14 protein-coding genes and 1 pseudogene are annotated in these 12,586 nt (G+C 41.6%); 9 read left to right on the top strand and 6 right to left on the bottom strand.

The window, feature by feature from the left end; genetic code table 11:
• The first annotated feature begins 51 nt into the window (after nucleotides 1-51).
• Both BW42_RS14800 and mobP2 read left to right on the top strand, forming a co-directional pair.
• Nucleotides 52-303, top strand: coding sequence for a hypothetical protein (locus tag BW42_RS14800; RefSeq protein ID WP_052019183.1), 252 nt, complete (start codon nucleotides 52-54; stop codon nucleotides 301-303).
• Complete coding sequence (gene mobP2, locus BW42_RS14795) at nucleotides 296-1,456, top strand: MobP2 family relaxase (RefSeq protein ID WP_035412834.1); 1,161 nt, start codon at nucleotides 296-298, stop codon at nucleotides 1,454-1,456. Before BW42_RS14800 ends, mobP2 begins: the two co-directional genes overlap by 8 nt.
• 49 nt (nucleotides 1,457-1,505) lie before the next feature.
• On the opposite strand, the gene BW42_RS14790 is transcribed toward mobP2, so the two are convergent.
• Nucleotides 1,506-1,970 carry an SRPBCC family protein gene (locus tag BW42_RS14790; RefSeq protein WP_035412831.1) on the bottom strand — a complete coding sequence of 155 codons (465 nt, stop codon included), beginning with the start codon at nucleotides 1,968-1,970 and terminating at the stop codon, nucleotides 1,506-1,508.
• Nucleotides 1,971-2,084: 114 nt separating this feature from the next.
• Here BW42_RS14790 and BW42_RS14785 point away from each other — a divergent pair, with 114 nt between their 5' ends.
• From BW42_RS14785 to BW42_RS14775, 3 genes are read left to right on the top strand one after another with little or no spacing between them, the layout of a single operon-like run.
• Entirely contained in the window at nucleotides 2,085-2,540 is a 456-nt protein-coding gene (locus BW42_RS14785; RefSeq protein WP_035412828.1) for a hypothetical protein, read from the top strand.
• A complete protein-coding gene (locus tag BW42_RS14780; RefSeq protein ID WP_035412825.1) occupies nucleotides 2,537-2,815 on the top strand; it encodes a hypothetical protein in 279 nt (92 codons plus the stop codon). Before BW42_RS14785 ends, BW42_RS14780 begins: the two co-directional genes overlap by 4 nt.
• A 5-nt stretch (nucleotides 2,816-2,820) precedes the next feature.
• On the top strand, nucleotides 2,821-4,284 hold the full coding sequence (locus BW42_RS14775; RefSeq protein WP_052019181.1) for an ArdC-like ssDNA-binding domain-containing protein: 1,464 nt from the start codon (nucleotides 2,821-2,823) through the stop codon (nucleotides 4,282-4,284).
• A gap of 461 nt (nucleotides 4,285-4,745) precedes the next feature.
• Here the strand turns inward: BW42_RS14775 and BW42_RS14770 are convergent.
• The 4 genes and pseudogenes from BW42_RS14770 to BW42_RS14755 form a co-directional block, all read right to left on the bottom strand.
• Nucleotides 4,746-5,165 (bottom strand): annotated as a pseudogene (locus BW42_RS14770) (DUF5067 domain-containing protein); the annotation flags it as partial.
• 161 nt (nucleotides 5,166-5,326) lie between these two features.
• Nucleotides 5,327-5,551 carry a DUF3006 domain-containing protein gene (locus tag BW42_RS14765; protein ID WP_035412822.1) on the bottom strand — a complete coding sequence of 75 codons (225 nt, stop codon included), beginning with the start codon at nucleotides 5,549-5,551 and terminating at the stop codon, nucleotides 5,327-5,329.
• Complete coding sequence (locus tag BW42_RS14760) at nucleotides 5,548-6,396, bottom strand: ComEC/Rec2 family competence protein (protein ID WP_035412819.1); 849 nt, start codon at nucleotides 6,394-6,396, stop codon at nucleotides 5,548-5,550. The genes BW42_RS14765 and BW42_RS14760 overlap by 4 nt, the downstream gene beginning before the upstream one ends.
• A gap of 139 nt (nucleotides 6,397-6,535) precedes the next feature.
• Nucleotides 6,536-6,736: a hypothetical protein gene (locus BW42_RS14755; protein WP_035412816.1), complete on the bottom strand. Its 201-nt coding sequence runs from the start codon at nucleotides 6,734-6,736 to the stop codon at nucleotides 6,536-6,538.
• Between the two features lie 1,032 nt (nucleotides 6,737-7,768).
• Between BW42_RS14755 and BW42_RS14750 the strand changes: the two genes are divergently transcribed.
• The 4 genes from BW42_RS14750 (at nucleotide 7,769) to BW42_RS16475 (ending at nucleotide 10,998) form a co-directional block, all read left to right on the top strand.
• Nucleotides 7,769-8,704 carry a S8 family serine peptidase gene (locus BW42_RS14750; RefSeq protein WP_052019179.1) on the top strand — a complete coding sequence of 312 codons (936 nt, stop codon included), beginning with the start codon at nucleotides 7,769-7,771 and terminating at the stop codon, nucleotides 8,702-8,704.
• A 14-nt stretch (nucleotides 8,705-8,718) separates the two neighbouring features.
• Complete coding sequence (locus BW42_RS14745) at nucleotides 8,719-9,891, top strand: hypothetical protein (RefSeq protein ID WP_052019178.1); 1,173 nt, start codon at nucleotides 8,719-8,721, stop codon at nucleotides 9,889-9,891.
• Nucleotides 9,892-9,971: 80 nt separating this feature from the next.
• On the top strand, nucleotides 9,972-10,493 hold the full coding sequence (locus BW42_RS14740) for a hypothetical protein (protein ID WP_052019176.1): 522 nt from the start codon (nucleotides 9,972-9,974) through the stop codon (nucleotides 10,491-10,493).
• A gap of 205 nt (nucleotides 10,494-10,698) precedes the next feature.
• Nucleotides 10,699-10,998, top strand: coding sequence for a hypothetical protein (locus BW42_RS16475; RefSeq protein WP_197026251.1), 300 nt, complete (start codon nucleotides 10,699-10,701; stop codon nucleotides 10,996-10,998).
• A gap of 734 nt (nucleotides 10,999-11,732) precedes the next feature.
• Here the strand turns inward: BW42_RS16475 and BW42_RS14735 are convergent.
• Nucleotides 11,733-12,185, bottom strand: a complete 453-nt coding sequence (locus BW42_RS14735) for a RadC family protein (RefSeq protein WP_035412810.1) — start codon at nucleotides 12,183-12,185, stop codon at nucleotides 11,733-11,735.
• Between the last annotated feature and the right edge of the window lie 401 nt (nucleotides 12,186-12,586).

Genomic DNA, 12,586 nt, shown 5'->3' with positions numbered 1-12,586 from the left:
CATTGTTTTAAATCATTAAGACTGACTTTTCTGATGGAAGGAGGAAGACGAATGGATCTCTTGATTCGTGACATCGACCCCATATTCGTCAAACAACTCGACGAACAGGCGGAAAAACAGATGTGTTCCCGACAAGAATTGTTGAAAGGATTGTTGACGACCTGGTGCACGGACGGCATCCAGTCGACACAGGTCGCACGCCTCGAACGACAGCTTGAAGCGAATACCTTGCATCTGAAGCGAAGTGCAACCGAACTCGAACTCTTGACTACACTCTTCCGTGAGGTGATGCAGGATGAGTAACATTCCAGGCGTCATCATCAAGTCGAAGTTCAAGTTGCCGCAAGCAACCCGACGTTCGCATCGTTACACGACCTACCTCAGCTACATCGATCGTCCGGAGACGAAAGCGCGGTCGTTTCAATTTGAAAACTATCACGACTATATGGAAGATGAACTGAAATCAAGCGGTCTGTTCACGGCAACGCAAGACCGATTGAATGCGAATGAACGAGAGCAGTTACGCGATATCTTCCGACGGGCACAAGAGAACGGTAGCATCCTCTGGCAAGACGTCATCTCGTTCGATGAAGCCTGGTTACAGGAAGTCGGCGTCAAAGAAAATCGCTACATCGATGAACAGCGGTTGATGCAGGCGACAAGGAACGCGACCGCGCTGATGATCGAAAAGGAACAGATGCTGCATGCGACATGGACCGCTGCGATCCATTACAACACGGATAACATCCACGTCCATGTCGCGACAGTCGAGACGATGCATCCACGCAAACGTGGCAAACGGAAACCGAAAACAATCGAGAAGATGAAGGCGCAAGTCGTTCATACGCTTACCAACCGAACACGTGAACAAGAAAAACTGAATACCTTCATCCGTGATGAAGTTCTGGCTCACAAACGAAATCACGCAACACTATCCGTTTCGAATCGCGTGCTACATCCGGAACTCGTTCGGCAGTACAAAGCGATTCAGAAACAATTACCGGACGACAAGCGGCAATGGTATTACAACATGAACAGCATGCACGAACTGCGTCCTTCACTCAATCAGTTCACTGACACATACCTTGCGACACACTTCGAGAAAGAACACGCCGCGTTCAAGCAACGACTGGATAACGAGGTCGCATTCTACGAGCGAAGTTACGGATCTTCATCTCAAGCATCGGCATATCGGAAGACGAAAGAACAGGATCTCTATACACGAATGGGAAACGCCATCCTATTCGAGATGCGTGAATCGTCTAAATCACCTCAGGAGCTTGCGAAGATGAAGACATCCTCACCTAAACAAAAAATCCGATCAGCGTTTCGACGTGAACGGATCATGCAAGAGACGCTCTATCGAATCGGACGACATATGAACGATGAGTGGGAACACATACAAAATCAAAAAGCGTATGAGTTGCTTCAATCTGAAATCGAGCCTGATCGGTAAATAAAAAAGGTCACCCTTTCAACAAAAGGATGACAGACAACGCATAGTGTTATCGATGACTCATTTTAATAGCGTAGTCATTTAATTGACGAAACTCTTTATTGTAGAGCCTTTTCAAACTTGGTTTAGCGAGTCTATAAAGGAACGAATGATACCAGTGGAATATTTCTGCTGATACAGTAATTCGTATCTCTGTTTGGTTCTGCCTCGCATGCAATTCATATTGACCAATCGATATACCTAATTCGTCTTTATTTCGGACATCGATGAAAAAAGGTGGACGAATCTCTTCCACCCAAGCATCAGCAGAAAATGTTTTATTTTTGTGTTTTTGCACGGCACGAAACGCTTGACCAGCGTAACTATATTCAGCAGGATCTCCTTCAGCAAATGTATAATTTTCAATCGTATTACTCCAATTACGCATATGCTCCATCTTAGAAAGATAATCAAATACTTTATCGATAGGTGCATCTATCACTTTTACTCTTTTATAAATATGTAATGTTGACATGGATATCACCTCACTCAATCTTTTTTTAGATGTTCATTGTATCACTCATGATTTATGTTATCAGGAAGTATTTACTATTGTAAGAGTTGAATAGTAAATGAAAGGAGAATACAGATGGAGGAAACGAAGCAAGTCCGGATCAAGATGAGTGCCGTGACCGTTGAATTTTTAGAGGAATATCGGGAGAGAGAACGGTTGTCCGGGATTGGTCCGGCCATCGATCGCATCATCCGCGACTATCAGGAGATGATCAAAAAGCAATGGGACTTGAACTATGTCAGTCGTTCCATCTCGAAACAGATCGAGCAAGAGTTGACGACGTTCTGGGAAGAACAGATTTCAAAAAGTCTCTCTCCGTTACGAAAGAGCGTCCAACAAACAGACCTTCAAACACAGGTATTGATCGAATTGCTACAAGCCCTGATGCAGACGGAGAGCATCGAAGACATCATCCCGACGACCGAATACCGTCCCTCGTTTCTTGAAACGGCAGAGACGGCTGTAAGAAAGCGAATCGACCAACGAAAGCAATATAAGCATTCAGACGAAGAAAGGATGATCCACAAATGAGACGACTCGAAGCCTTCACACTCGCCACACTTCTCGAACTGCATCAGACTCATGTCGCCGTCATGATTCATCAAACGCGCTATGACATTCCCCTTTCACAGGAGGAACACGCGCTACTGCAACTCTTGCAGGAAGAACCCTTGGTATTACTCCCGGTATCACGTGATCACCGTCATCTACTACTCGATCGACTGGCTACCGACCCGATGGTATTAGAAGAGTTGAACGATTTTGAAGGTGCTGCTGATTCGTCCGTTTCGTCGGAAGGAGCGTGAGTGGTATGGCATATAAGAAGAAAACGCGTGAGGATTACCAGAAGGAAGTGCAAGCGTTGACAGATAAGATGGAGACGCAGCTCGCCTCCCACTTCGTCAGTCAGGAGAGCATCAAGGAACACCTCGACTTCATGAGCCGGTTCCATCGCTACTCGACGCGGAACATGCTGTTGATTGAGGAGCAGTTCCAAGGTGCCCGTGCCGTCGGCTCCTATGCCTACTGGGAGAAGCAAGGTGTCCAGGTCCAAAAGGGTGAGAAAGGGATTAAAATCTTCGTTCCCTCCCCCGTTACGTTCATCAAACGAGAGACGGAGTGGGTGGCGTGGAAGGACGCCATGAAGACGGAGCAAAAACGTGCAAAGGAAGGGTCTCTTCCGACGCGTAAAGCGATGTACTACAAGATTGGTCATGTCTTCGAGTACACACAGACCGATGCACGGGAAAAGGGACTTGAAGTCTCCGAGCTGTTTGCTTCCTATCATCGAAATGGATCGCTTCGCGAGGCGGAATCGTTTCGCCGAGCGTTGAACGGGATTGCTGAGACACAAGACGTGAAAATACTCGATCAGCCATTAAGCGAGCTTGGTACCGCGAAAGGATGCTTCTATCCGGAACTGAACGCGATCGCCCTCAATCCGCGCAACTCGGACATCGAGAACGTGACCGTCCTGATCCATGAACTCGCGCATGCCAATCTGCATAACTTAGAACGAAATGAAGAACGCGGAATCGAGTTGAATCCGCACGAGAAGGAATTCCAAGCGGAGATGGTCGCTTACACGGTCGCGGCGCACTTTGGTTTTTCGACGGACGAGTTTTCATTGTCGTATCTCGCCAACTGGACGCAAGGCAGAGACTTGCGTGATAAGGAAGACCTGTTGCACGAAGTCCATCAAACATACGGACATTTCATCCGTGAAATCCATTCTGCGCTCGAGCAGGAGCAAATCTTGGAACGCGAAGCATCACCTATTAAAATGATTGAGTACATCGAACAGACTGCACAGGTCACAGAACACGGACTACCGTTAGCTGAACGGCTAGATCGAATCATGCAACATTCACCAGAGGACGTCGGTGCTTACCTGACGAGCATCGCTAAGCAGGACACGCAACAAGACCTTTCAACGTTCGAACAACCAATGATGCTGGTCCATGGAGCGACAGATTTTTTCGAACCGTTCGCAAAAGCCAACGATCGGGACTTCGACGAACATGAGACCGTCGCCTACACGCTCGTCATCCCGGGCGAAGAACCAATCAGCCAACACTTCCGCATCCTCGATGATGCGATGGGACCGTACCATCACATCCTGAATACAGAAGTCGTCAGTAAGGAGACCGAACAAGTACTCGAAAAAGCATGGTACGACGAGATGATTTCTACGGAAGATCGTGATTTAGAAAAAGTCCGACAGATCGTAACGCATCACTTCAACGTACCAGAACAAGATTTCCGGAGCCGTTAAAAACAAATACTATTCTCTTTCAAAATCAAGACTGCAAATCAAAAAGTATGTCTCATTCCACACAAAAAAGAGGAACGAATTCGATACTTCGCTCCTCTTCTTTTATACTACTCTCACTTACATTCTGAATTTCTTAAGCAAGTCAGAGACTACTCGTAGATAATTTATTTAGAATGATTTTTTTTATCCTTTTTCATCTTAATAGCTACCATGATACAAACAAATGCCCCCATAAAACTAGAGAAAATCGCAATGAACGCTCCATTGATCAATTAAAAAACATCCCATCGATTAGATTTTTATTGTTAATTGTATTCCACTTAAATATTGCTCAGAAAACTATTAGACAAAAAATCAAAGTTTAAATCAAGACTTTTTCTAATATGTGCTAAAATCATTACCTTTTCATTCAAGAATTGTTTCTAGAGTCCTATTATTTTACTAGTTCATCTTGAAGTAGTTTATTGTAGTTCAATCTTCTTTTCACCAAGCTCTTTTCCTGCTAATCCTTGAGTAGCTTTCAAGGTGACGACTGCCTTGGGATCCTCAATGTCATAAGCCATAATCCCTTTTGCAGTACCACCCGGTTTGATATCATCCAGCTGATGCTCTAAATAAGAGGCATACTTCTCTTCTTGTGGCGTCATCCCTACCTCTAGCTTGTTAATTGTATCGGTTCCTTCTTGTGTCGCTTCAAAGCATGCAATCCAGACATTCGTTCCATTAAGCGGCTTCTTGCTGTCATTCGTCGTCTCATATGTGAAGACGAGTTGGGGCTTTTCGCGGAAGTATTCTTTACTCGGCTCAAGTACTTCTGTCGAAAGAATCTTGACGGTCGCCATGTCGATCTTTAGCGTGTCGTCTTTGAAATAGACATCTTCCTTTTTCGGCTCTGCTACCTTGACCTTTTCAGTCGGATTCGCTGTTTTTTAGGTGGATTTTCTATCGTTTCTTGTGTGCCGCATCCAACGAGTGATAACCCTAGTCCGATAATGACGACCGCTTTTCCTAACTTATTCATCTGCTTCAGCTCATTTCTTTTTTAGTCTTCCCATAGTTCTTCCATCAACTCATCGATTTCGTCTGACAGTCGTTGCCGTTCGCGATCGTCCTTCTCGATATGACCGTATTCATCAATCCAGATGACATCGCCGGATTCTACCGTCATCGGGAAGTAAGAAATCAAGATGTCGCGCATCCCATCATCGAACTCGACGACGACCCACTTTCCTTCAATTCGGTCGATGATCCCTTTTCGCTTCGTCATTTCGACTTCTTGATCGTGTAGGACGATCCGTTCCCTTCGAAAACGATTGTGCCACTCTTATCGGTTCGAAGCATCGTCGCCTTCGCGCGCTTCAGGTTCGTCACGACTTCCTTCGTTGGATGTCCATAGGCATTCTTCCCAACACTGATGACGGCATACTTCGGTTTGACGTATTTGAGGAACGTCGCGCTCGTCGACGTCTTCGCCCCATGATGCCCGACCTTGAGGACATCTGCCCGTAGCGTCTTCTTCTTCGCGATCATGTCCTGTTCCGACTTCAGTTCCGCATCTCCCGTGAACAGGAACGTATTCTTCTTATAAGCGACGTGTAAGACCGCGCTCCAGTTGTTCAGATCACTCTTCGCATAGTCTTTGACCGGTCCGACGAACTGCGCCTTTACGCCTCCTTTGACCGGAAGCGAGACGCCAGCCTTTGCTGTCTTGATTGTCAGCTTCTCGCGTTTGACCGCCAACAAGAAGTCCTTGTAAGCTTGCGTCGTGTGCTTGATCTTTGGTGCATAGACACTCTTGACCTTGAACGAATCAAGGACTTCATCAAGACCACCGATATGATCGGCATCCGGATGCGTCGAAATCAACATTTCGATGTCACCGACCTTCTGTTTCTTCAAATAAGTGACGAGTTCATCGCCTTTCCCTTTGTTCCCACCATCGATGACGATGTCTTCACCGCTCGGCATCTTGATGTAGATTGCGTCGCCCTGACCGACATCAATATAGTGAACTTTGATTTTTGGTGTCGCTGCCTCTGCACTTTGCTGTGGTCCAACGAGTAATCCAATGCTTGCGAGCGCTAAGCTCGCACCCATCCATTTTCGTTTCATCTTCCATCACTCCATTCCTGATTTGTAAGTTATCTCTAGTATACAGTGAATACCAGTAGATAGTTGGTCATATTTTCCACCTACTCATTTTTCTTAATAGGTCAAACGATGTATAGATTGATACACAAAAAAACAGACCTCATTGGGTCTGTTTTATAAAGTGTTTCTGCATGAAATTTGTTAGTCGATCGACATCGATAAACCATGTCACGTGCTCGATTGATCCGTCTACTTCTCGTACGAAACGAATCTGGGCATCAATTAGTGTCACCGTACCCAACTTCGCCTCTTTTTGCCCTTTGTTTTGATCAAGCATTTCAAACATCTCTAATACATTCATATACTCCGCTCCTCGCTATTTTCTTGACCACAGCATAGGATGGATTGAGAGTGTTTACGAATTACCTTAAATAGGATAAGTGAAGTGATATGTAAGATAACCGAGTTGTTACGAAGCGACATACAGTTGTTTTCCACGCAAATCAAAAAAAGAAACGACCTTTTCTAATATCGTTTCAGACATGAAAATGGATATGATCCTGTCGCACACCGAATCAATAGAGATAAATAAGTATACCTACGATCATAATAATTGGAATCAATAATACCTTAACGGTACGACTTTAAAAGCTTTTCTTTTGTAAATAAAAAATCAATCAATAGGAACAGTCAGAATGCAGTCGGGACGAGATAGAGTAAATTGTCGTTCGTAAGTGCTGCACCGAATACATTGGTCGATCCACCATAGTTTATATGTAATTTCTCCTTTTTTAGATATCCTCGCATGAAATACATCATTTACTACCGAAGCGCTAATGACGATCTAATACGTGGACAAAAATTTTCCTTTAGTATGCCATTCCTCCCACTAAATCCTAACTTTTTATTTTTCTTTTTTTAGCATTATATGGAACTATCCGTGTCCTCCGTCGCAAGGAACAGTAACGTAAGATACAGGTAGCTGTACACGGAAGGAATTGTTGTATGAAGGACTACGTATAGGGATGCATAACTTTCATAATATCTAAGGAAAATGAGATGTTAGTGTCGAAAATTGCATTGATCTCTTCTTCCATGGCCATCACAACTTATTTATGTCCTTCCTCGAACGAAGCATACAGGATCAATATTTTTTCACTTTCGCTTTTCACCCCACTTTTCACGTGTTTTCGAATTGTCCCTCGACAAACAAATAATCATTTATTAAAACAAGACTAAAAATCAGCGTAATCCAAGAGAATATTACCCTTTAATTAACTAAGTTAATATATATAAACCATTTTAAAAAAATTATTCCATTTATAATTATATATTGAAATAAAACCCAATATGTTGTTGAATAAAATTGTATCGTATGTTTAGGGAGGCGATTATGAAGAAATTAGTTATTTTTTTAACAAGTTTAATGATATTGATTTCAATTACTATTTTTCTTGATGATAATTCTCAAATATCAGTGGAAGAGTGGGAAATTAATAGAAAAGTTCCTAAAACTGATTTAAAACAAGTTGAGGGGTGGGGTTGGAAAGCAGTACATAACCCCTCAAAAAACAATATTAAAAGAAAAGTTAAGGTAGCAATAATCGATTCCGGAATTGACACTCAACACAATGATTTGACTGGATTAGTTACTAAAGAGTACAACGCTATTGAGGAAGGAAAAAAAATAATTGATGATAGTGGTCATGGAACATCTGTTGCCGGAATCATTGGAGCAATAGACAACGATTATGGTATTAAAGGGATAGCTCCGTCAAAAGTAGTAGACATTTATTCAGTTAAAGCTTTTGAAAACAATACAAGCACTGCTAAATACTTAGAAAAAGCTTTTGAATGGGCAATTAATCAAAACGTAGATTTAATTAACTTAAGTGCAGGAACAAATGTTCATACAAAAAAATTATCAACTCTTATTGAAAAAGCAACAGATAAAAATATCATTATCATTGCTGCTGCTGGAAATAGCTTTGACGGTAAAGTCAAGTTCCCCGCTAGTTCAAAAAAGGTAATTTCTGTTGGTGCAGTTAACTATAATTTAAAGCAAGTATCGGGAACATCCAAAGGAAAGATAGATTTTGTAGGACCTGGAACGAATATACTTACTACGTTACCTAAAAACTCATATGGCTTTTTTGGGTATACTTCGTCAGCTACTGCATTTGTAACAGCTGTTTACCTAAATAAGATAAGTTCTTATCCAGACAAGTCGAATTACAATTATAAAACTTTATATGATGAGTTTAAGAAAAAAGCAATTTACATAGACAAAGATGAAAAAGTTTATGGACAAGGCTTTATTCAAAATTAGGAGGAAAAGAATATATGAAGAAGATGAAAAAAGTATTAATAAACCTGATAATTTGTTGCATGCTTTTCATTACAGTAACTTCTTCTGCAAAAGCAGAAACTCTACCTACTGACGATATTACACTTTTTGAAGAAAATCTAAAAAGTGACCTCTTAGATTCAGGAATTTCAAATCCCGAAGTTAAGGTTATGCTTCCTATGGAGAGTCAAAGTTCAAAAGTTGAAGATGAAGTTGAAGAATTATATGAAGAAAAATTTGCTGACGTAATTGAAAAGCCTTTAGAAGAAGTTAAGTCTGATGATATTGATCAAGTATACGAAGATGTCATTAATGATGAAGTAGAAGGTATTGATAAAGAGGATGTGAAAGAATTTAATGAGCTTTTCTATACTAAACAAGAAGAAGTAGAAGATTCCGAATTAGTAGAAGAAATTAAGGAAGAGTTAGCAATTGAGTCAACTAGTGACAACTTTGTTGAAGAAAATGATGTTCTTATTGAGGTTTCAGGCATTAACGATTTAGGAGAGGAGTTCACTACAGCAATCGGCTTCAAAATTGGTGGAAACTCTTTTGATATCATCACTGAAGCTGATACAGAAGATAACCAAGTTTTTGAGTTAGAAACGGAAAAGCTGTCAGCAGAACAATTAACAGGTACTCTTACAAATCTTGATTCAAATGAATCTGTAGAAATAGATACTGATTCTAATGAGTTTCAAGCTTCAGCTTTTTGGGTTCCAGCTTTAGGCGTTTATGTAGGATATACAATGTTACAAGCATTAGCAATTAGTGTAGGAGCCGCTACCTTAATATATCTTGCATCTCAAGGTTTGATTAATATCATTAGCGGATCCCTTTGGGTTGCTGGAAAAGTTGCAAATAGTAATACAAAAAACAAAAAATACGTTCATTATAAAGCTTCACGTGCTTTCAATTCTAAAGGGTTATGGGTAGGACCAGGGCAAAGTAAAACTAAAGCGATTAATAGAATAGCCTCTAATTTAGATTGTTGGAGTGTTGGATCGGTCAATGCTCGCTTATTAGCAACTGGAGCCTCTCGGACTGGAAGATATAATTACCATAAGGCGCACAAATCATATACTAAAGGAATAAGAACTTTTAGTCATTATCATCGCTATGAACACGGAGGAGGACACTCCTTTTATGGAGGAGGTACTCTATGGTAAAATCCTTATCTGAACTACCAAAAAATATTCATTATAATTAACTATACTTTTCGAGTTTCCAAGAAAGGATGAATATAATTTTGGATAAATATAACTCAGAAAAATTTGTTCCAAAAAAAATTGATTTTATAGATAAGATGATAATGAATCGTTTCCATGCAATTAGACTAAAAAAAAGCGATACAAGAATTGGACATTTAATGGATGATCCTTTTTTACCGCCTTATAATACGATTTGCGGTATTTACTGCATCTATCGAAAATCAATATTAGAGGTCTTAAGTGGAAAAATTACATCATTTAATAGCTATAAATTTAAAACAAATTTCTCTTCAGATAAATTAATTGAAGAAGAAGACTTTGAAGACGTTTTAGATTTTGCAATCTTTGTTGTAATTTCTTCAGAAGACAGTGAATATATTTCTCATTACTTTATTGGTGGCGATTCAGAAAGACTTAATAGCATATTAAACATTTGTTTAGGATATCCTCAAGCAGAAAATCAAAAAATTCTTAATAATACTCTTAAACATTTTAATAAAGATATTGTTGCAGTGGAGAATATGGAGTATCTAGATAACATATTGAATGAACACCCATGAAAATCAGATAAACTAAAAGTTAATAAGGCACTCAAGTATACTATCGTCTAGCATGTAAATTGGGTTACATTACTATAATCAAAAAGGATGAAAGATACAATAATCTATACCTTATGTAAAAAACTTATGCTTCTTCAAAAAGATGATTCTTGTATTTTACAGGAATCATCTTTTTCATGTTCATTAGTAACGATGACGGTAAAATATGGTCAGCATTCCTGATCAAATAATGTTTTCGTACACATTTATAAATCAACCAAGTGAACTTTCAAATCGCGTTGCAAGAGACACCCTAACCATTCTTTCAATCGAAGCGATGTTCACTATTACACTTAATGATGAGATTTATTTTGAAACTTCCTTACCTATTTTAGAGTTTTATAGATCATTTTATCGCTGGAAAGAAAAATCAAATGCAATACCAGTCCCTGCATTTCATTGTTATTCAGTAGAATTCGATGATTATGAAGAAGGTGCTATCATTTCAATGATCCCTTTTTTCTAATCAAGTTCGAATTAAATCGATTTGGGGTGAAAAGGATATCTATAATGTTTTCCCTTTAGACGTATTAGTTTCATCTTTACTAGATCTTGATTACACCTTAAAGAAAGAAATTGAAGCATATTTTGATATTCAGTTAGAAAATTTATACCGCATATCCCTTACAAATCGCTAGATAATTAACGTTTTTGATTGAATTAGAGATGTTTAGTTTATCTATAGATAATATTTAATATATTTCGCTCCGTGTCCTCCGACGTAAGGAACAGGAACGTAGAGATGCCTCGCGTATGCGAATCGCAGCTCTCGTTATCGGTCTGGCAGGAGGGCAGCGGTGCGATGAGGATGTTGCTGCGTGCAGCTTACAGCCTCACGCATGAGCCCGAAAAATCTTCTCCTGTTGTACAACATCAAGTAGAAAAAAGATTGCTACTTATCTATAAAAAGATCATTTCACTTCAATCAGCTATCTCTCCTCGAACCTTCATGCACTCCACTACTTGTCTCACTACTGCATCCTCCATAACACCCTTCTATCTATATAGAAAAGAATAGATGTACTTTCTCACCCGCAGTGGATCCGTCCACTGCGGGTCTCTCATTGCCCTTGGATTCGGGGCGAATCCATTCCTTACTCGCTTGCGCTCTCTCAAAAGAAAAACGTCGTCGTTTTTCGTCCATGCTCTCGCGCGCAGATAGGACGGGGTTGTCCCGTCCGTCTACGCTATATTCCCCCTTTAAAGAACACCCTGCGCTTTCAGGCTGACGTATTCTTCTCCGGCACCGACGATGATGTGGTCAAGTAACAGAATACCGACGATACGCCCGACCTCAACGAGCCGTTCTGTCACCTCGATGTCTTCCCGTGATGGATGCGGGTCACCGCTCGGATGCTGATGACTGACAATGAGCGACGTCGCATTGTTGAGGATGGCGGACTTGAAAATTTCGCGAGGATGGACGACGCTCGAGTTGATGCTCCCGACGTGCGCCCGATGGACAGCGATGACCCGGTTCTTCGTATTGAGTAAGATGACGAGGAATACCTCACGGTCATCGTCCTGGATGAAGCGTTTGGCGACACAGAACGCGTCCTCGGGGGATGTGATATGCGTCGTCTCGAGCACGACGTCCGGTTCTCGGACCTCTTGGCGGATACGGATGATTTCAACGAGTGTAGTCAGTTTCATGGAAAAGCTCCTTTCGCGAGTGGGATGCAGTCCGACACGGTGCCGTCCTGTTGACGGGAACGCAGCGAGCGTCGCGAGGCGGCGCAAGGGTGACCGCAGGGAAAGATCAAAAAAAGCGGACAGCGCACCGGGACGAAGGCTTCCGGAGCCCGCGAGCGAAAAGCTTTGCTTTGAGCCAAAACGCGGAGGAAGACGAGGAACGGCAGCGGCTTTTTTTGATGGCCCTTGCGCCGACGAGGAGCGAGCTAGAGTACGGAAACAGGACGGCTTGCGGTCCCTTCCCATCAGACAGAGCGGTACCGCTCTGTTCCATGCCTTTGAAAGGATCATTCACCGCACCACCAATTCCAAATAAGACAGCAAGAACTGATAAGTAGCGTTATAATGAAGGACGCAATGAC

It is taken from the genome of Exiguobacterium sp. RIT341 (genome assembly GCF_000632205.1).
Classification (GTDB): Bacteria; Bacillota; Bacilli; order Exiguobacteriales; family Exiguobacteriaceae; genus Exiguobacterium_A.
Note: the sequence above shows the minus strand (reverse complement) of the source record. Positions and strands in the feature narration are given on the sequence as shown.

What these genes read in the sequence shown, in the direction of transcription:
- mobP2 (WP_035412834.1), top strand. Translation starts at nt 296, where the DNA reads ATGAGTAACATTCCAGGCGTCATCATCAAGTCGAAGTTCAAGTTGCCG.
- BW42_RS16475 (WP_197026251.1), top strand. Translation starts at nt 10,699, where the DNA reads ATGGTCAGCATTCCTGATCAAATAATGTTTTCGTACACATTTATAAAT.
- BW42_RS14800 (WP_052019183.1), top strand. Translation starts at nt 52, where the DNA reads ATGGATCTCTTGATTCGTGACATCGACCCCATATTCGTCAAACAACTC.
- BW42_RS14745 (WP_052019178.1), top strand. Translation starts at nt 8,719, where the DNA reads ATGAAGAAGATGAAAAAAGTATTAATAAACCTGATAATTTGTTGCATG.
- BW42_RS14790 (WP_035412831.1), bottom strand. Translation starts at nt 1,970, where the DNA reads ATGTCAACATTACATATTTATAAAAGAGTAAAAGTGATAGATGCACCT.
- BW42_RS14750 (WP_052019179.1), top strand. Translation starts at nt 7,769, where the DNA reads ATGAAGAAATTAGTTATTTTTTTAACAAGTTTAATGATATTGATTTCA.
- BW42_RS14785 (WP_035412828.1), top strand. Translation starts at nt 2,085, where the DNA reads ATGGAGGAAACGAAGCAAGTCCGGATCAAGATGAGTGCCGTGACCGTT.
- BW42_RS14765 (WP_035412822.1), bottom strand. Translation starts at nt 5,551, where the DNA reads ATGACGAAGCGAAAAGGGATCATCGACCGAATTGAAGGAAAGTGGGTC.
- BW42_RS14780 (WP_035412825.1), top strand. Translation starts at nt 2,537, where the DNA reads ATGAGACGACTCGAAGCCTTCACACTCGCCACACTTCTCGAACTGCAT.
- BW42_RS14755 (WP_035412816.1), bottom strand. Translation starts at nt 6,736, where the DNA reads ATGAATGTATTAGAGATGTTTGAAATGCTTGATCAAAACAAAGGGCAA.
- BW42_RS14760 (WP_035412819.1), bottom strand. Translation starts at nt 6,396, where the DNA reads ATGAAACGAAAATGGATGGGTGCGAGCTTAGCGCTCGCAAGCATTGGA.
- BW42_RS14775 (WP_052019181.1), top strand. Translation starts at nt 2,821, where the DNA reads ATGGCATATAAGAAGAAAACGCGTGAGGATTACCAGAAGGAAGTGCAA.
- BW42_RS14735 (WP_035412810.1), bottom strand. Translation starts at nt 12,185, where the DNA reads ATGAAACTGACTACACTCGTTGAAATCATCCGTATCCGCCAAGAGGTC.